Annotated in this window: 14 protein-coding genes and 1 pseudogene; 10 read left to right on the top strand and 5 right to left on the bottom strand. The window is 67.1% G+C overall.

The genetic code is table 11. From position 1 onward, the window contains the following. Positions 1–234 precede the first annotated feature (234 nt). The 3 genes and pseudogenes from JCQ34_RS03010 to JCQ34_RS03000 all read left to right on the top strand — a co-directional run bounded on the left by JCQ34_RS03010 (position 235) and on the right by JCQ34_RS03000 (position 4,503). On the top strand, positions 235–1,725 hold the full coding sequence (locus tag JCQ34_RS03010; protein WP_286401684.1) for a PucR family transcriptional regulator: 1,491 nt from the start codon (positions 235–237) through the stop codon (positions 1,723–1,725). Beyond that, the gene (locus tag JCQ34_RS03005) at positions 1,722–2,660 is read left to right on the top strand and encodes a glutaminase (protein WP_286401682.1); all 939 of its coding nucleotides are present in this window, start codon (positions 1,722–1,724) and stop codon (positions 2,658–2,660) included. The genes JCQ34_RS03010 and JCQ34_RS03005 overlap by 4 nt, the downstream gene beginning before the upstream one ends. A 202-nt stretch (positions 2,661–2,862) precedes the next feature. Then, a pseudogene (locus JCQ34_RS03000) lies at positions 2,863–4,503 on the top strand (thiamine pyrophosphate-dependent enzyme). A gap of 104 nt (positions 4,504–4,607) precedes the next feature. Here the strand turns inward: JCQ34_RS03000 and JCQ34_RS02995 are convergent. Beyond that, complete coding sequence (locus JCQ34_RS02995; protein ID WP_286401681.1) at positions 4,608–5,387, bottom strand: SDR family NAD(P)-dependent oxidoreductase; 780 nt, start codon at positions 5,385–5,387, stop codon at positions 4,608–4,610. 82 nt (positions 5,388–5,469) lie between these two features. Here JCQ34_RS02995 and JCQ34_RS02990 point away from each other — a divergent pair, with 82 nt between their 5' ends. Both JCQ34_RS02990 and JCQ34_RS02985 read left to right on the top strand, forming a co-directional pair. Beyond that, entirely contained in the window at positions 5,470–6,072 is a 603-nt protein-coding gene (locus tag JCQ34_RS02990) for a TetR/AcrR family transcriptional regulator (RefSeq protein ID WP_286401679.1), read from the top strand. 115 nt (positions 6,073–6,187) lie between these two features. Beyond that, on the top strand, positions 6,188–6,832 hold the full coding sequence (locus JCQ34_RS02985) for an NADPH-dependent F420 reductase (protein WP_286401678.1): 645 nt from the start codon (positions 6,188–6,190) through the stop codon (positions 6,830–6,832). A gap of 72 nt (positions 6,833–6,904) precedes the next feature. Here the strand turns inward: JCQ34_RS02985 and JCQ34_RS02980 are convergent, their stop codons facing one another. Beyond that, positions 6,905–7,252: a hypothetical protein gene (locus JCQ34_RS02980; protein WP_286401676.1), complete on the bottom strand. Its 348-nt coding sequence runs from the start codon at positions 7,250–7,252 to the stop codon at positions 6,905–6,907. A 213-nt stretch (positions 7,253–7,465) separates the two neighbouring features. On the opposite strand from JCQ34_RS02980, the gene JCQ34_RS02975 reads away from it, so the two are divergent. Beyond that, positions 7,466–7,675, top strand: a complete 210-nt coding sequence (locus JCQ34_RS02975; protein ID WP_286404276.1) for a hypothetical protein — start codon at positions 7,466–7,468, stop codon at positions 7,673–7,675. Positions 7,676–7,823: 148 nt separating this feature from the next. Here the strand turns inward: JCQ34_RS02975 and JCQ34_RS21055 are convergent, their stop codons facing one another. Further along, the gene (locus JCQ34_RS21055; RefSeq protein WP_350310816.1) at positions 7,824–8,075 is read right to left on the bottom strand and encodes a hypothetical protein; all 252 of its coding nucleotides are present in this window, start codon (positions 8,073–8,075) and stop codon (positions 7,824–7,826) included. Here JCQ34_RS21055 and JCQ34_RS21050 point away from each other — a divergent pair. Further along, the gene (locus JCQ34_RS21050) at positions 8,068–8,481 is read left to right on the top strand and encodes a DUF4232 domain-containing protein (protein WP_350310815.1); all 414 of its coding nucleotides are present in this window, start codon (positions 8,068–8,070) and stop codon (positions 8,479–8,481) included. The two genes, JCQ34_RS21055 and JCQ34_RS21050, sit on opposite strands and share 8 nt — an antisense overlap. A 131-nt stretch (positions 8,482–8,612) precedes the next feature. On the opposite strand, the gene JCQ34_RS02965 is transcribed toward JCQ34_RS21050, so the two are convergent. Then, the gene (locus JCQ34_RS02965) at positions 8,613–9,077 is read right to left on the bottom strand and encodes a DUF4383 domain-containing protein (RefSeq protein ID WP_286404273.1); all 465 of its coding nucleotides are present in this window, start codon (positions 9,075–9,077) and stop codon (positions 8,613–8,615) included. Between the two features lie 200 nt (positions 9,078–9,277). Between JCQ34_RS02965 and JCQ34_RS02960 the strand changes: the two genes are divergently transcribed. Genes JCQ34_RS02960 through JCQ34_RS02950 form a run of 3 tightly spaced genes read left to right on the top strand, consistent with a single transcriptional unit; the run spans position 9,278 to position 16,882 of the window. Continuing rightward, entirely contained in the window at positions 9,278–10,837 is a 1,560-nt protein-coding gene (locus tag JCQ34_RS02960; RefSeq protein ID WP_286401673.1) for an FAD-dependent oxidoreductase, read from the top strand. 59 nt (positions 10,838–10,896) lie between these two features. Then, positions 10,897–16,059: a DNA glycosylase AlkZ-like family protein gene (locus JCQ34_RS02955; RefSeq protein ID WP_286401671.1), complete on the top strand. Its 5,163-nt coding sequence runs from the start codon at positions 10,897–10,899 to the stop codon at positions 16,057–16,059. Further along, the gene (locus JCQ34_RS02950; protein ID WP_286401669.1) at positions 16,052–16,882 is read left to right on the top strand and encodes an Fpg/Nei family DNA glycosylase; all 831 of its coding nucleotides are present in this window, start codon (positions 16,052–16,054) and stop codon (positions 16,880–16,882) included. Before JCQ34_RS02955 ends, JCQ34_RS02950 begins: the two co-directional genes overlap by 8 nt. Here the strand turns inward: JCQ34_RS02950 and JCQ34_RS02945 are convergent. Continuing rightward, the gene (locus tag JCQ34_RS02945) at positions 16,846–17,520 is read right to left on the bottom strand and encodes a YczE/YyaS/YitT family protein (RefSeq protein ID WP_286401667.1); all 675 of its coding nucleotides are present in this window, start codon (positions 17,518–17,520) and stop codon (positions 16,846–16,848) included. The genes JCQ34_RS02950 and JCQ34_RS02945 overlap by 37 nt on opposite strands. Positions 17,521–17,573: the final 53 nt, after the last annotated feature.

The following is a 17,573-nucleotide window of genomic DNA, read 5'->3' as shown; positions in this document are numbered from 1 at the left end:
CCTCAGTCTGCGGACCAAAAATCACCGCCCGCACTTGGAAGGGGATCCATATTTCGGCTGCCCGGCGCTCGGTAGCATGAGGGAACCGGACAAAGCCGTCCGGCGGGATCGACGCAAAAGGAAACCCCATGGCCGCGGTTACGGTGGATGACATCCTCTCGGATCTCCCCCTTGGCTTCGCCAGCCTCATTCTCCGGCCCGCTTCTACGGCGCCGGCCATTGAACGGTTCCTGATTGTCGACGCCGACGACGACGCACCCGCAGCCTCCGGCGCGTTTGTCCTGCTCATCGGCGTCCGCGGCCGCTCCGCCCTCCCGGCGCTCCGGCGGCTCCTCAAAGACCCGCCGCCGGTGGTGGCCGTCAAGGGCACCCACGAAGACCTCGCCGAAGCGGAAGAAACTGCTGCAGGCCGCCGGCTCGGGCCTCCTGCTGGTGGATCCGGCCGCCGATTGGGACCGCCTGCTCTCCATCGCGCAGGACCGGATCCAGCCGCGCAGCTACGAGAGCGAAGTCCTCACCCTGCTCGAGGAAGACCTGTTCGCCATCGCCCAGACCACAGCCAGGCTCACCTCCAGCCACGTGCTGATCGAGGACGCGGCCAACAAGGTCCTGGCGTATTCAACGGTGACCAATGACATCGACGAGCTCCGCAAAGCGTCCATCCTCTCCCGCCGCGGCCCGCGGAAGTACGAACTGCTGCTCAAGGACCTGGGTGCCTACCGCGAACTGCACCGGACCCGCCAGCCGGTCCGTGTGCCGGCCCGCCCCCAGGACGGGCTGCGGGAACGCGTGGCCATCGCACTCTTCGCCGGCGAGCGGATCATGGGCTACATCTGGCTCCAGGAGACCGGAGAGGGCTTCGGCCCGGATGTGGAGTACGTCCTCACCGGATCCGCGGCCAGGGTTTCCGCCGAACTGATCCGCTACCGCAACCAGCAGTCCGTCCACATGCGGGAGGACCGGGTGGCACGGATCCTGTCGGGCCCCGCCGAGGCCGCCGCCAGCGCCCACAGCGGAAAGATCCCTTCGGAGCGTCCCGCCGCTCTGCTCCTGATCGGCATGTCCGACGCCGACTCCCGGGCTGATGACGCCGCACTCAAGCACGGCGAACTGGCCAACCTGGCATCCATCCACGCCGCCGCGTACAAGGCGTCCGCCGTCGTCGGCCAGTTCAAGGGCGACACCGCAATCATCCTGCCGGACCTTCAATCCGGCACGGCGGAGGCTGGGCTGAGGTCCCTCGCGGAAGCGGTGGTCAAGGATGCCCGCAGACACCTGGGCATCACCCCCTTCGCCGCCGTCGGACCGCTGGCCCCGGACCTGCTGTCCATCCACGGGATCGCCGGTATTACCGAGGCCCTGCTGGCCTGCGTCCGGGACGCCACCCCGGGCACGGTGGCCGGCGTGGACGATTTCGAGGCGGAAGTCCTCTATCGCGAGGCCATACGGAACTTTCACAGCTCACCCTTCAGGCACCGCAGCCTGGCCGCGCTGCTCCAGGAGGACGCCGAACTCGCAGCAACCCTGCGGGCCTACTTCGACGCGTGCTTCGACGTGTCCGAATGCGCCAAACACATGAACCTTCACAAGAACACCGTCTACTACCGCGTTGCCAAGGCGGCCAGGGTGACCGGGCTGGACTTCGGCAATCCCCGCGATTCACTGGTGGCCCTGCTCCACATCCAGGAGTGGGCCTCCTCCAACGACAATTCAGGCAGGAAATGAGCACCACACTCAGCGCACCGCCACTCAGCCTCCTCCTGGAGGACATCGTCCGGCGCCACCGGCCCCGGCAGAACGCCGGCAACGTCCCCACTAACATTCCATTCCTGGCCACGGTTCCGTTCGACCGCTTCGGCATCGCCGTGGCCACCACCTCCGGGGAGGTCTACAGCTCCGGCGACGCCGGCGTTCCCTTCTCCATCCAAAGCATTTCCAAAGTCTTCACCCTGGCCATGGCCCTGCAGGGCGGCAGGTCCGCCGGCCTTTGGTCCCGGGTGCTGCGCGAACCGTCCGGAACGTCCTTCAACTCGCTGGTCCAGTTGGAAGCCGAAAAGGGCATTCCCCGCAATCCCTTCATCAACGCAGGCGCCCTGGTGGTCACCGACCACCTGCTGGAAGAGACGCCCGACGCCGCCACGCAACTCCTGCGGTTCCTCACCGAACAGGCGGGGGACGCGGGCCCCGCGCCGTTCATCGATGAGGCCGCCGCGGCCGGTGAGCTGGACAGCAGCAGCCGCAACCTGGCCCTGGCGCACTTCCTCAAGGATTTTGCCAACCTCACCCGGCCCGCCGCCGTCGTGGTGGAGAACTACGTACGCCAATGCTCCATCATGATGACCTGCGTCCAGCTGGCCAGGGCCGGCCTGTTCCTCGCCAACAACGGCCAGGGAACAGCCGGCACGGTGCTGTCCCCCAGCGAGGCAAAACGGATCGGCTCCATCATGCTGACCTGCGGCATGTACGACGCCGCCGGCGAATTCGCCTACCGGGTGGGCCTGCCCGGCAAGAGCGGGGTGGGCGGCGGCATTTTGGTCATCGTCCCGGGCCAGTGCGCCATCTGTGTCTGGAGCCCCCGCCTGGACGCCAAGGGCAATTCCCTGGCCGGCACCGCAGCCCTTGCAGACCTCTCCGACCGCACCGGCTGGTCGGTCTTCTAAGCTTCCCCATCCACCAGGATCTTCCCCTGATTCGAAAGGAACACCCATGCCCAGCAACCCCAATGACGAGGTTGATTTCCGCCACACGGTTGACGTTCTTGACGGCGGCCGCGCGCCTGCGTCCAGGACGGGACTGCCCATAGGAGACAAGGGTATCCCCAGGACCCTCGCGCCCCGGCTCCGCCCGCATCCAACGGACCGTGTGCAGCCCCAGCTCAAGTCCGCCGGGCACGTGATTGTCGATTCACTGGCGGCCCACGGCGTGGAACGCACCTACGTGGTTCCCGGCGAGAGCTTCCTCGACGTGCTGGACGGGCTGCACGATTCGGACATCGAGACCATCATCTGCCGGCACGAGGGCGGGGCCGCCTACATGGCCGAGGCGGACGGCAAGATGCAACAGCGTCCGGGCGTGGCGATGGTCACCCGCGGACCGGGAGCAGCGAACGCCCACGTCGGGCTGCACACCGCATGGCAGGATTCCACGCCCATACTGCTCTTCGTGGGCCTGATCCCCTTTGCCCACCGTGACCGGGAAGCGTTCCAGGAATTCGACATCAAGTCGTGGTTCGATACCGGCGCCAAACGCGTCATGGTCCTGGACCATCCGGAACGGGCCTCGGAAATCGTGGCCGAAGCCATGTTCGCGGCCATGAGCGGGCGGCCCGGGCCCGTGGTTGTGGGCCTGCCCGAGGATATCCTCCGGCAGCAAATCAGCCCCGCGCTGCACCCCGTAATTCCTGTGGCGGCCGGCGGCATGAGCGGCAGCGATTCCGCGGCATTGAAGGCTGCCCTGGCCGGGTCCAGCAAGCCGCTCTTCGTCACTGGCGGCAATGATTGGACGAAGGAGGCGGCAGATCAGCTCACCGCCTGGCTGGAGCGGCACCACATCCCCGCCGCTGCCGAATGGCGGACGCAGGGAACGGTTTCCTTTGATTCGCCGTCCTATGTGGGACCCATCGGGTACGGCCGTCCCCGCCCCACCTACGACCTGCTGGAGGAAACCGACCTCCTGATATTTGTGGGCACGGTGCCCGGAGACGTGATCACTGACGGGTTTGTGTGCCGGCAGGACTGGGACAAGAAGAACTTCCTGGTGACGGTAGACCCCTCCCTGCGCGGCCGCTCCGGCCCCGTTTCCCGCCAAATCCTGGCCAAACCGGAAGCCTTCGTCCGGAACCTCGACGAGATCGACCTGCCGGTCAAGGAAGAGTGGAAGGCGTGGACCGCCAGGATGCGCGCCGAGCAGGAGAAATTTGCCGCACTCCCCCCGGCCGCGCCGGCTCCGGGCAAGGCGCGGATGGACACGCTGATGGCTAACCTCGTGCCCCGCCTTCCCGAGGATGCCGTGGTGACTTTCGGGGCCGGTGAACACCCCAACTGGGCCCACCGGTATTTCCCCACCCGCCGCTAAGCCTCCATGCTCAGCGCCCGCAACGGCTCCATGGGGTATTCCGTGCCGTCCGCCATTGCCGCGTCGCTGGCCGACCGGGGACGCCGTGTGGTCACCATCGCGGGGGACGGCGAGTTCCTCATGAACGGGCAGGAGTTGGCTACTGCCGCCCAGTACGGCGCCACACCGCTGGTGGTGGTGATGGACAACCGGGAATACGGCACCATCCGGACGCATCAGGAGCGCCACTACCCGCAGCGCGTGTCCGGCACGCAGCTGACAAACCCGAATTTTGCGCTGCTGGCCAGGGCTTTCGGTGGTTTCGGCATCACTGTCACGGCGGACTGGGAGGTCCCCGCTGCCCTGAACGCCGCCATGGCGGCAATCGACAGGGACGGCGTGTTCGCCCTGATCCACCTCATCGTGGAGCAGAGGGTGAAGGCCTATTAGGAGCCGGGCAAGGCCGGGGACAGGCAAATGGTGACAGGGACGACGGCGGGGCTTCCCGCCGTCGTCCGCCTGCCCTAACTGCCGGTCACCAGCGCCGGCACCGGCTACAGCGCCGACCAGCCGCCGTCGGACGCGAGGATGGTGCCGTTGACGTTGGTGCCGTCATCGCTGAGGAGGAACGTGATAGACGCGGCGAGCTGGGCAGCCGTGGCGGGTGCGGGAATGTTGGCCTGCATTAGCGGGCCCAGCCGTTCGGCGGCCATCTGCGACCCCCAGTTGGCCACGATGTTGGTGATGGTGGCGCCGGGGGCGACGGCGTTGAAGCGCAGGCCCTTGGGTCCGTATATCACTGCCGAATTCTTGGTCAGCCCCACCACGGCGTGCTTGGAGGCGGTGTAGGCCGCTCCGGCGGCAGAGCCACGGAGGCCGGCTTCGGAGGAAATGTTGACCACCGAGCCCGCGCCCGCTTCAAGCATCAGCGGCAACACTGCCCGAGTGAGCCGCATCAGGGCGGTGACGTTGATGCGGAGGACGCGATCCCAGGTCTCGTCGTCCAGGTCGTGAATGGGCGCGAAATTGTCCATGATGCCTGCCACGTTGGCCAATGCGTCCACTCGCCCGCCAGCGGCGCTCACCACGGCGGCCACTGTTTCTTCAGTCGATATATCCCCCGCGACCGGCACCAGGTCCAGTCCAGGGTTCTGCTCCACCAGTTCGTCCAGCCGTTCCTTGCTGACGTCGGCGGCGATGACCCGGCCGCCTTCCTTCGCAACCCGCAGCGCCGTTGCCTTCCCGATGCCCGAACCTGCGCCGGTGACGATGACGGTCTTGCCTGCGAAGCGGCCGTGCGTGACCACTTCCTGCCATGAAGCTTCGTTGCCCATGATGTCCTTCCCAATTGCGAGCCAGATGCCCACACTTTATGACACAGGGTGTCATTATGGAAGGGCAGGCAGGACGGCAGCGATGGAGGCAGCAGTGAATGGTTCAAAGGTGCGGACGCCGGGCCGTCCCGCGACTATCGACCCGGACGCCGTTGCACGCGCTGCCACGCGGTTGTTCGATACAAAGGGGTACGACGACACCTCCATGGACGATATCGCCCGAGCGGCGGGAATCGGCCGCAAGAGCCTGTACCGTTACTTCGCCACCAAAGCCGACCTGGTGTGGGGTGGAATGGAACCCGCCCTCGATGCTTCGCTGGAGGCCCTCGACGCCGGTGCCGCAGAACCTGTACGGTCCGGGGACCCGCTCGCCCGCCTCGCCCGCGCGGCAACCGCAGGATCGGCGGCATTGCCTGACCTCGAACTGACCCGGGCACGCTTGCGGCTCATCGCCGCGCACGGCGAGCTCCTCAGTCACAGCTACGAGGCCTTGGGTGCCCAGCGCGGGCGGACGCTCGCCTACCTCACGGCAGCGGGCGTACCGGATGATACCGCCAGTTACCTTGCCGCAGCCTTCATCGCCGCCACCTTCCAGGCCTGGCTGGACTGGGCAGCGGGAACCGGGCCGGATCCGGCCCCTTACCTGCGGGCGGCGGCAAGCGTCCTCCAGATTCCGTCCGATTGAAGTTGGCGCGGCGGGAATAGATTTCCAAAATCAGTAGTTGAAGCTTCAAGTAAGAGCATTTCGACAAAGGATTGCAGTGAGTTTCCTATCCCGCCTCTTTGGAAAGAAGAACATCATGACTGACATCACCATCATCGGCACCGGCAACATGGCCCGTGGATTGGCAGTCCGGGCCCTGGCCGCAGGCAAGAACGTCCAGCTGCTCGCCCACGAAGACAAGTCCAAGGCCGACGCCCTGGCCGCGGAACTCGGCGGCCAGGTAGCCACCGGAGTACTCGGCGACACCGTCACCGGTTCCATCGTCATGCCGGCCGTCTACTTCGACGCCGCCAAGGACATTGTGTCGCGCTACGGCGAAAGCCTCGAGGGCAAGGTGTACGTGGACATCACCAATCCTGTGGACTTCTCGACCTTCGAAGGCCTCTCCGTTCGCGCCGACAGTTCAGCTGCCGAAGAACTCCAGAAAATCACCCCGGCCAAGGTGGTCAAGGCCTTCAACACCGCCTTCGCCGCCACCCTGGGTGCGGGCGAAGTGGATGGCCAGCAGCTAGACGTCCTGATTGCCGGCGATGACGAGTCCGCCGTTGCATCCGTCAGCGGCTTCGCTTCCGCTGCCGGCCTGACCCCCATCGTTGTCGGTCCTCTCCGCCGTGCCCGGCAGCTGGAACAGGCAGGCTTCCTGAACATCCTGCTCTCAGCCAACGAGCAGCTGCCGCAGTTCCAGTGGAACTCGGCCCTTAGGTTCATTCCCGCGGCGTAGCCGGCACTGAGCAGGACAGACAGAGGGGAAGGCCGACACATCCATGCCGGCCTTCCCGTCTATTTGTTCGGGCTAGAGCCTGTCGGTCCGGTCCTCGCCACCCTTGTGGCCGGCTCCACGCAGGTTTTCCTGGACCTTGCCGAACAAGTCCTTGATGGTGGACTCCGCATTGGAAATAACGTCCACAGGAACGAAGACCTCATGGGTCACCGGCAGGTCGTATTCATCCTTCAGGTGCGTGCCGTTTCCAACCCCCGTCAGGGAGAGGTAGACCATGGCCTCTGTCCGGGCGATGCCGGCGAGCTTGCCGAATACGATGGTGAACTCGTTCGGCTGGAAACTGATGGTCTGCCCGATGTGGCTGCGGCCCAGCTCTCCCGCGGGGACGGCCTTCTCTGACTGGCTTCCGGTGTAGTCCATGAACTTCTCCTTCGATCGCCAACACGTACGGAGGCAGTCTAACCCTGGCCCCTTCACGCCGACACAGGCCCTGCTGGAGCCGTGCACAAAGGCCGGCGCGCGAGGGTGGCCATTCCTCCATTGAGCCGGGCAGGGGCGCCCCTGTTTGATGGCATCACCAGTGCGGCAACGGCCGCCCGGCCATACGCTTTCAAAGGAAAAACCGTGACTTCAATGACGAACCGCGCAAAAATCCCTGTCCGTTGGGACACCGTCGAGACCGGTGATGCAGTGGAACTGAGGAGTAATGGACGCACCGTGTTCAGCGGCCTGGTGGACTCCCGGACAGAAGACGGCGACGTGGTGTGGGTGGCTGCTCCCGCGGGCGGCCGGCGCCTGTTCCACATCGCGGACGGCTTCGACCTGGCAGGGGTGCCGGCATGACGGACTGCCCCGAGGACTGCCACTACTGCACGGGCCCGGAAACCGATTGAAGGTCCGGATCATCACGATCCGGGCATCAAATTGCCGCTACCGCATGTGGCATCGTTGACGCGGGCAACAGCTACAGCGAAGGTGGTGCCATGAGGTCTCAGAAAATTTCCCAGGGGTTGGTTATGACGACGGCGGCTGCAGCGGCAGCACTGTTGCTCACCGCGTGCGGTCCAAGCCAGCCGCAGTCCCAGACGACGACGTCGCCCTCACCTTCGGGCAGCGGGCAGGCGAGCCAGTCCGCTACGCCGTCGGCCAGCACGCCACCTCCGGCGTCTTCGGCGCCGGCCACGTCCACGCCTTCCTCCCCGGCCCCCGCCACCACAGCCGCCGGCGCACCCGGCCTGTGCAAGGCAGCCGGCCTCACCGCCGCCACCGACGCTTCCGGCGGCGGCGCGGCGGGCAGCGTCTACATGAAGCTAAACCTCACCAACAAGGGCTCCGAGCCCTGCATCCTCAGGGGCTTCCCCGGCGTTTCCCTGGTGGCGGACGCCGCCGGCGAACCGATCGGCGCCCCGGCAACGCGGGACGACTCCGCCGGCGTCGTCGACGTCCTGCTGGCTCCCGGCCAGACCGGCACCGCGGTGCTGCGCTACACGCAGGCCCGTAACTACCAGGGCTGCTCACCGGTGGATGCGGCCGGTTACCGGATCTACCCGCCGGAGGACACCGACTCACTGTTCATCCCGCAGCCCACAACGGCCTGCAGCAACGCAGATATCACCCTGCTCTCCATCGGAGCGTTCCAGCCCGCCTGACCTGGCGACCACTCCCCATACGGCGAAAGGCGGCCCGGCAATCAAGCCGGGCCGCCTTCGGTAGTCCTGGGCCGCCGTCGGAGGTTTCATCCCGACGGCGGCCCTATTGGCTTATTCGCGCTGCGTTATGGTTACCGGGCCGCCGTGCTGGTGCGGCCTGCGCGCGTCGTCCCGCGGGACAGTGCCACGCCCAGGCCGATCATGGCGACTCCGAGGACGAAGTGCAGCCAGTTGTCAGCACTGTTGACCGGCACGAAGTTGGCTCCGCTGTCCTGTCCGATGAACAAGCCATAGAGCCACAACACCAGGTAGATGGCGCCACCGACCACCAGGTAGTTCCTGGAGGCTGCCGCGCTGCGCGCCATGGCGACGCCAGCGATGCCGAACAGCAGGTGGACGATGTTGTGCAGGATCGAAACCTGGAAGATGCCCAGCAGCAGGGCGTCGGATCCGTGGCCGGCGAAGCCCAGGGATCCGTAGTTGGAAGTGATGCCCGGGATGAACCCCAGGACCCCCACCAGGAGGAAGACCACGCCTACGGCAAGGGTGGCTTTTTGGATGTTGGCCCGGCCTGCGGTGCGACCGCCGGAATTCATGGTTGTCATGATGTCTCCTGCTTGTGTCGTTGGTGCATTCTGGCTGCCGGGCGATGCACGACCATTGGTGCTCGACCGTAGACTTAAACCCCGACATCGTAAGTATACTTAGCAAATCCGCCGCGGATAGTAAGGGTCAGTAACGGACCCATCACAAAGTGGCCTGTCAGGGCCTTGGACCGGAGGCAGGTTGGACTGGCATGACGTCGATATGGCTGGACCGCAGGACCCCTTTTACATCTGATCCTTTCGAACCGGACACCAGGTACGACACTGTGGTTGCCGGTGCCGGGCTCACGGGTCTGGTCACCGCCCTGTTGCTGGCCAGGTCCGGGCAGAGCGTGCTGGTACTGGAGGCCCGCCACCCCGGCGCCGTAACCACCGGCAACACCACGGCCAAAGTAACCCTGCTGCAGGGAACGTTCCTGTCCCAGCTTGCCCGCCAGTATTCCCGGAAACAGGTGCAGGCGTACGTCGACGGAAACCGGGAAGGGCAGTCGTGGCTGCTGCGCTACCTCGAGGAACAGGATGTGCCCTTCCAGCGACGGGATGCCTACACCTACGCCGCCTCCGCGCAGGGCACCGAAAAGCTGCGGGAAGAGATCGGCGCCGCTACCACCGCCCTGCTGGACGTGGACTACGTGCGCGACGCCGGCCTGCCCTTTCCGGTCCACGGTGCCGTGCGCATGCGGAACCAGGCCCAGATCAACCCGCTGGACGTCCTGGATGCGCTGGTGGCGGATATCCGCAGCCGGGGCGGACGGATCGTTAGCGGAGTGCGCCTCCGCGACGTCACCGGGGATTCCCCCTCCGCCGTCCGGACCGACCGGGGCAGCGTAAGAGCGGACAAGGTGGTCCTGGCCACCGGCATCCCCGTCCTGGACCGCGGCCTCTATTTCGCCAAGCTGAAGCCAAGCCGCTCCTATGCCGCCGCACTCCAGCTCCAGGAGGACCAGGCACCTCCGCCGGGCATGTACATCTCCGTTGAGCAGCCCACCCACTCCCTCCGCGACTACGAAGTGGACGGCAGGAACCTGCTGCTGGTGGGCGGACACGGGCACCAGGTAGGCCGCACGGAGTCCGAAAAGGCACACCTCGCAGGCCTGCTGGACTGGGCCGGGAAGCATTACCCCGGCGCCGTCACCACCCATACATGGTCGGCGCAGGACTACATGCCAACCAACCTCATGCCGTTCTTCGGCAAACTCCCCCGAGGCAAGGGCCAGATCTACTTTGGCACCGGCTACAACAAGTGGGGAATGACCAACGCCGTAGCCGCCGCACTGGGCATCTCCGCGGACATCCTGGGCGGGCAGGTGCCCTGGGCGGATACCATCCACCACCGCATCACATCGCCGGCAGGTGCATTCTCCGCCGTCACGCTTAACGCCGGCGTGGCTGCCAGGATGGCCACGGACTGGGGAAAGGTGAGTGCCGGGGGCCGGAAGATCGATGGCCTGAAACGCGGCACGGATCAGGCTCCTCCGGCACCTGTGGCGGCTGGCCCGTCCGATGCCGCCGCTCCACCGGAAGGGCAGGGCAAGGTCTACCGTGACGGCAACCGTCCGGTGGCAGTGTCCACCGTGGACGGAATCACCTGCCGGCTGTCCGCAGTCTGCACCCATCTGGGCGGCATCCTGCACTGGAATGACAACGAACGGTCCTGGGACTGCCCGCTGCACGGCTCCCGGTTCACCAACGAGGGCCAGTTGCTCGAAGGGCCCGCCACCAAAGACCTGCCGGAGGCCGGAACTGCCTGAGCAGGGTGGAGTTGAATGGGGCGCAGTTGACTGTCAGTGGCTTGGGGCATGATGGAGGCATGAACCAGGAACAGCGTCCTGCCGGCAGCAGTGCTTCCGGTGCAGCTGCACCCATGGGCCAGTTCAGCCGGCCCACCCGGGAATGGTTCCTGGGCGCGTTTTCCGAGCCAACACCTGCGCAGGCAGGAGCCTGGAACGCCATCTCCTCGGGCTCGCATGCGCTGGTGGTGGCCCCCACGGGCTCCGGCAAAACCCTTGCGGCCTTCCTTTGGGCACTGGACCGGCTCTTGGCGTCTGCGCCCCAAGCCCCTGAACCCGTCGCAGCTGAGACGCCCGCCAAGGGCAAGCGTGTCCGCGCGCCCAAACGCAAGACCCGGGTCCTTTACATCTCGCCCCTAAAGGCTTTGGGCGTGGACGTTGAACGCAACCTGCGGTCCCCCTTGATCGGCATCACCCAGACAGCCAAGCGGCTGGGGCTTCCCGCGCCGCTGATCACGGTGGGGGTCCGGTCCGGGGATACGCCGGCGGCGGACCGGCGTGCCCTTTTGAGCAACCCGCCGGACATCCTCATCACCACCCCCGAGTCCCTGTTCCTCATGCTCACCTCCAAGGCCCGGGAGACCCTTACCGAGGTGGACACCATCATCATCGACGAGGTTCACGCCGTGGCCGGCACCAAGCGCGGCGCCCACCTTGCTGTCTCGCTGGAACGGCTGGACGCGCTGCTGCCCAAACCTGCGCAGCGCATCGGGCTTTCCGCCACGGTGGAACCCAAGGAACTCGTGGCCCAGTTCCTTGCCGGTTCGGCCCCCGTGGAAATTGTGGCCCCGCCCGCCAGGAAGAACTGGGACCTCACCGTCTCCGTACCCGTGGAGGACATGTCGGACCTGCAGGGGGCAGCGGGAGCGTTCGATTCCGGGCCAGCCTCCGGGCTCCAACCGCAGGCATCCATCTGGCCGCATGTGGAAGAAAAGATCGTGGACCTGGTGCTGGCCAACCAGTCAACCATCGTGTTCGCCAACTCCCGGCGCCTCGCCGAGCGCCTGACGGCCCGGCTCAACGGAATCTACGCCGAACGCCAGCTGATCGCGGTGGGTGGCGGCTGGGACGACCCCAGTCCGGAAGGGCACGCGGGTGCGTCCGGTACCCGGGAGGCAACGGCGTCGGGCATTCCCGCGTCAACCGCCACGCCCGCCCATATGATGGCCCAGGCCGGAAGCTCCGCCGGTGCGGATCCTGTCCTGGCCCGCGCCCACCACGGTTCCGTCTCCAAGGACCAGCGCGCCCTCATCGAGGATGACCTCAAGTCCGGGCGGCTGCGCTGTGTGGTGGCCACGTCGTCCCTGGAACTCGGCATCGATATGGGAGCCGTGGACCTGGTGGTGCAGGTGGAGTCGCCGCCTTCGGTGGCCAGCGGCCTGCAGCGCGTCGGCCGGGCCGGGCACCAGGTGGGCGAGATCTCCCAGGGCGTCCTCTTCCCCAAGCACCGGGCGGACCTGGTCCACACCGCAATCACCGTGGAACGGATGCTGGACGGCAAGATTGAGCGCCTCAGCATTCCGGCCAACCCACTGGACATCCTGGCCCAGCAGACTGTGGCCGCCACCGCCCTGGGCAGCATCGATGTGGAGGAATGGTTCAGCACCGTCCGGCGCTCGGCACCTTTTGCCTCCCTTCCGCGCTCAGCATTCGAGGCCACCCTGGACCTGTTGGCCGGCCGCTACCCCTCTGACGAGTTCGCCGAGCTGCGGCCCAGAATCATCTGGGACCGCAACGCCGGCACCATCGAAGGCAGGCCGGGCGCCCAGCGCCTGGCCGTCACGTCCGGCGGCACCATTCCGGACCGCGGTTTGTTCGGCGTCTACATCATCGGCACCGAGCAGGAAGGGGCGGAGTCCCCTGCGGAGGACGGAAAACCGGCGCGTGCCCCGAAGGGCGGCCGTCGCGTGGGCGAGCTGGACGAAGAGATGGTCTACGAGTCCCGGGTGGGCGACGTCTTTGCCCTGGGTGCCACCAGCTGGAAGATCGAGGACATCACACACGACCGCGTCCTGGTCTCCCCCGCTTTCGGGCAACCCGGCAAACTTCCGTTCTGGAAGGGTGACTCCCTGGGGCGGCCGGTGGACCTGGGCCGTGCGCTGGGAGCGTTTGTCCGCGAGCTGTCGGCCTCCGACGCCGGCCCTGCAGCGGAGCGGTGCAAGGCCAGCGGGCTGGACGACTTCGCGGCGAACAACCTTATCCAGTACCTCACCGAACAAAAACAGGCCACGGAGGTAGTCCCCAGCGATACCACCCTGGTGGTGGAGCGGTTCCACGACGAACTGGGCGACTGGCGCGTCATCCTGCACAGCCCCTTCGGCATGCCGGTGCACGCGCCGTGGGCACTGGCCGTGGGGCAGCGGCTCCACCAGCGCTACGGGCTGGACGGCTCGGCAATGGCGGCCGACGACGGCATCGTGCTGCGGGTGCCCATGATGGAGGACGAGCCGCCGGGCGCTGAACTGTTCCTCTTTGATCCGGAGGAACTGGAGCAGATCGTCACTGCCGAGGTGGGCGGCAGCGCCTTGTTCGCGTCGCGGTTCCGCGAATGTGCAGCCCGCGCACTCCTGCTGCCCCGGCAGACCCCAGGCAAGCGGCAGCCGCTGTGGCAGCAGCGCCAGCGGTCGGCCCAGTTGCTGGATGTGGCCCGCAAATACCCAACGTTCCCCATCGTCCTGGAAACGGTGCGCGAATGCCTCCAGGACGTCTACGACCTGCCGGCGTTGAAGGACATCGCCGCATCCGTGGAACGGCGGGAACTGCGGATCCTGCAGACCACCACCCAGCAGCCTTCACCGTTCGCCAAGTCCCTGCTCTTCGGCTACGTGGCCCAGTTCCTCTACGAGGGCGATTCCCCGCTCGCGGAACGGCGCGCAGCCGCCCTGGCGCTGGACTCCACCCTCCTGAACGAACTGCTTGGCCGGGTGGAGCTGCGCGAACTCCTGGACGCCAAGGTCATCGACGCCACCGAACGCGAACTGCAGCGCCTGGCGCCGGACCGCAGGGCACGCGGGATGGAAGGCGTCGCGGACCTGCTGCGGCTGCTGGGTCCGTTGGCGCCCGCGGAAACCGCAGCACGGCTGCAGGGCGCGGCGGAGGCTGATCAGGAAACCACGGCGCCGGGGCCGCCCGGAAACGCGGCCATTCCAGCTCCGGAGCCGCCGAGTGAAGGCGACGACCCGGCACATACTGAAGCCGGGCCTGGGCCCATGCCCGCAGCCACGGTGGCAGAAGCGGCAGCCCACCTCGCCGCCCTCCAGCGTGCCAACCGCGCCATCAAGGTCAACATCGGCGGAGTTGAGCGCTTCGCCGCCGTCGAAGATGCAGCGCGCCTGCGGGATGCCATCGGCGTTCCGCTGCCCATGGGGGTGCCGTTGGCTTTCATTGAACCGGTTGCCGATCCCCTGGGTGATCTTGTCTCCCGGTACGCACGGACGCACGGCCCCTTCACGGCGGCCGAGGCAGCCGCCCGGCTCGGTTTGGGCGTGGCCGTGGTGGGAACAGCGTTAAAACGGCTGGCCGCGGACGGCCGCGTCGTTGAGGGCGAATTCCGCCCCCATGTCACCTCGACGGCAGCCGCGCTGCCCGAATCAGCGCTGGCGGATGCCGCACCCCTGGAAGTCGGGCCGCCGGAGGCCGGCCGTGCTGCCGGCGCACCGCCGATCGACGAAACAGCGCAGCCAACTGGCGGCACGGCTCTGCCGCCCGCCGAAGCGCCCGCGCCGGACATTCCGCATTCCATCGCCAGCGAATGGTGCGACGCGGAAGTGCTGCGCAAGCTCCGCCGTCGTTCGCTGGCTGCCCTGCGCGCTGAAGTGGAACCGGTGGATGCCGCCGCCTACGGACGCTTCCTGCCCGCGTGGCAGCACGTCCGGACGCCGGGCGGTGGCCGCGGCCAGCCTTCGCTGCGCGGACTGGACGGCATCATTACCGCCATCGACCAGCTTTCGGGGGTGCCCGTCCCGGCATCGGCATGGGAGCCCCTGGTGCTGGCCACCCGCGTGTCCAACTACCAGCCCGCCATGCTGGACGAACTCATGGCCGCCGGCGAGGTGCTCTGGTCCGGCGCAGGCGCCCTGCCCGGCAACGACGGCTGGATAAGCCTGCACCTGGCGGATTCGGCCGAGCTGACGCTCAACCCCGCGCCCGAGTTCGAACCGGGGGACGCGGGACAGCGGCTCCTGGACCACCTGCGCAACAACGGCGGTGGGTACTTCTTCCGGCAACTGACGGAGGTGGCCGGCGGCATGGACGCCGTCCTGGGCGACCAGGAAGTGGTGGCTGCGCTCTGGGACCTTGCGTGGGCGGGGAGGATCACCGGCGACACTTTCGCCCCTGTGCGGGCCCTGATCGCCGGAGGCCACACCGCGCACCGGCAAGTGGCCCGTGCGCCGCGTGCCAGGGCCCCGCGGCTAAGCCGCCTGGGCCGTTCCCATGGCACCGGCCTGATGGGGTCCCCCGGGCTGGCCGGCGGGCGGTACGGAACGCAGGGTGCCGCCACACCGCCTACAGCGGCAGGCCGCTGGTCGGCGCTTCCGGAGCCTGAACTCGATCCCACCATCCATGCCCGCGCTACCGCCGAACTCCTGCTCGACCGCTACGGCGTGGTTACCAGGGGATCGGTCATGGCGGAACAGATCCTTGGCGGCTTCGGGCTTATGTACAAGGTGCTCGCACGGCTCGAGGAAGCAGGCCGGTGCCGCCGCGGCTACTTCATCGAGCACCTGGGTGCCGCCCAGTTCGCGGTTCCCGCCACCGTGGACCGGCTTCGCTCTTACTCGGAGGACACCCAACTGGCAAAAGGCGAACCCGTGGCCCTGGCCCTCGCCGCCACCGATCCCGCCAACCCCTATGGCGCGGCTTTACCCTGGCCGGCGCTGCAGGAAGACGCCGGCACGGGGCACCGGCCGGGCCGGAAAGCGGGGGCACTGGTGGTGCTGGTGGACGGGGCGCTGGTGCTCTACGTGGAGCGCGGTGGAAAGACCCTTCTGGCGTTCAGCGAGGACGACGCTGTGCTGGCGGCAGCAGGTGCTGCTCTGGTGGGGGTGGTGACCCGCGGGGCGGTGGACAAGCTGATCATGGAGAAGGTGAACGGTCACGACCTCCTGGATACCCCTGTCGCTGCTGCCCTGAGCTCCGCCGGTGCCTACTCCACGCCGAAGGGGTTGAGGATCCGTGCCTGAGGGCGATTCCGTGTGGCGGGCCGCCCACCAACTTCACGAGGCCCTGGCCGGACAGACACTGCTTGCCTCCGACTTCCGCGTGCCCCGGTTCGCCACACTGAACCTGGCCGGCTGGACCGTGGACGAAGTTGTCCCCCGCGGCAAGCACCTGCTGATGCGGGTGGTCAGCCCGGAGGACAAGAGACTCACCATCCATTCACACCTGAAGATGGAAGGCGCGTGGCAGGTTTATCCGCCCGGCGGCAGGTGGCGGAAGCCGGGCTTCACCGCGCGGTGCGTGCTGCGCACGGCAGTGGCGGACGCCGTCGGCTTTTCGCTTGGCATTGTGGAAGTGGTGGCAACAGCGAACGAAGACGCCATCGTCGGCTTCCTCGGCCCGGACCTCCTGGGCCCGGACTGGGACCTGGACGAGGCGGAACGCCGCATCCGCTCCCGTCCGGAAGTCCCCATCGGAGTAGCGCTCCTGGACCAGCGGAACCTGGCGGGCATCGGCAACATCTACCGCTGCGAAGCGTGCTTCCTGTCAGGAACGCATCCCGCCACGCCTGTCTCCGAGGTGGCCGACGTCCGGACCATGATGACCGACGCCAAGCAGCTCCTGGAGGTCAACCTTGGACCCGGCCGCCGCGTCACCATCCTCAACACCCGGGGCATGCCGGTGGGCAGGATGGCCGGCAGGCCCGGCTACTGGGTCTATGGCCGGGAACGCCAGCCGTGCCTGAAATGCCGCACACCCATCCGGCGTGGGCTCCTGGGCAAGCCCAACGGTGAAGAGGAGCGGGACATCTACTTCTGCCCGAAGTGCCAGCCGGCTCCTACCTGACGTCGTTCAGCGGGCCGCCAACAGTTCGCGGCGCTGCTTTCACTGCTGGATTTCCGGGGCGCGGCAGCCACCGTGAAACGCGGCAGCAGCACATGCACCAGGGGGCCGATGGCCAGGGCGTAGACCACCGTGCCCACGCCCACCGAACCGCCCAGCAGCCACCCGGCCGCCAGCACTGTCACCTCAATGAGGGTGCGTGACACCCTGACGGTCCATCCGGTACGGCGGGCCAGACCGGTCATCAGGCCGTCGCGGGCGCCCGGGCCAAAGCCGGCGCCAATGTAGCAGGCTGAGGCCACGGCATTTACCAGCACGGCCCCCGCGAGGAGCACAATCTGCAGGGCCAGGTGGGACACCGGCGGCAGCAGTGCCAGCCCGATGTCCGCGAACACCCCCACCAGGATGGCGTTGCACAGGGTCCCGAATCCAGGCATCTGCCGCAGCGGGATCCACAGCAACAGCACCAGGAAACTCACGATGATGACCACAAGGCCGATGCTGAGCCCGGTGCGGTTGGCCAGCCCCTGATGGAACACGTCCCAGGGATCCAGGCCCAGTCCGGCGCGGATGAACATGGCCAGGGAGATGCCGTAGAGGGCGAGGCCGGTGAAGAGCTGGATCAGTCTGCGGGTCATCATAAAATCATGTTCGCAGCCAACTGGCATGGAATTACATATCCAGTCTGAAAGAC

It is taken from the genome of Pseudarthrobacter defluvii, from assembly GCF_030323865.1.
GTDB classification, from domain to species: domain Bacteria; phylum Actinomycetota; class Actinomycetes; order Actinomycetales; family Micrococcaceae; genus Arthrobacter; species Arthrobacter sedimenti.
This window is presented reverse-complemented; position numbering and strand designations above follow the sequence as displayed.

Coding starts and splice junctions, on each gene's coding strand:
- JCQ34_RS03005 (WP_286401682.1), top strand. CDS start 1,722: ATGAGCACCACACTCAGCGCACCGCCACTCAGCCTCCTCCTGGAGGAC.
- JCQ34_RS02995 (WP_286401681.1), bottom strand. CDS start 5,387: ATGGGCAACGAAGCTTCATGGCAGGAAGTGGTCACGCACGGCCGCTTC.
- JCQ34_RS02990 (WP_286401679.1), top strand. CDS start 5,470: ATGGAGGCAGCAGTGAATGGTTCAAAGGTGCGGACGCCGGGCCGTCCC.
- JCQ34_RS02985 (WP_286401678.1), top strand. CDS start 6,188: ATGACTGACATCACCATCATCGGCACCGGCAACATGGCCCGTGGATTG.
- JCQ34_RS02980 (WP_286401676.1), bottom strand. CDS start 7,252: ATGGACTACACCGGAAGCCAGTCAGAGAAGGCCGTCCCCGCGGGAGAG.
- JCQ34_RS02975 (WP_286404276.1), top strand. CDS start 7,466: ATGACGAACCGCGCAAAAATCCCTGTCCGTTGGGACACCGTCGAGACC.
- JCQ34_RS02965 (WP_286404273.1), bottom strand. CDS start 9,077: ATGAATTCCGGCGGTCGCACCGCAGGCCGGGCCAACATCCAAAAAGCC.
- JCQ34_RS02960 (WP_286401673.1), top strand. CDS start 9,278: ATGACGTCGATATGGCTGGACCGCAGGACCCCTTTTACATCTGATCCT.
- JCQ34_RS02955 (WP_286401671.1), top strand. CDS start 10,897: ATGAACCAGGAACAGCGTCCTGCCGGCAGCAGTGCTTCCGGTGCAGCT.
- JCQ34_RS02945 (WP_286401667.1), bottom strand. CDS start 17,520: ATGATGACCCGCAGACTGATCCAGCTCTTCACCGGCCTCGCCCTCTAC.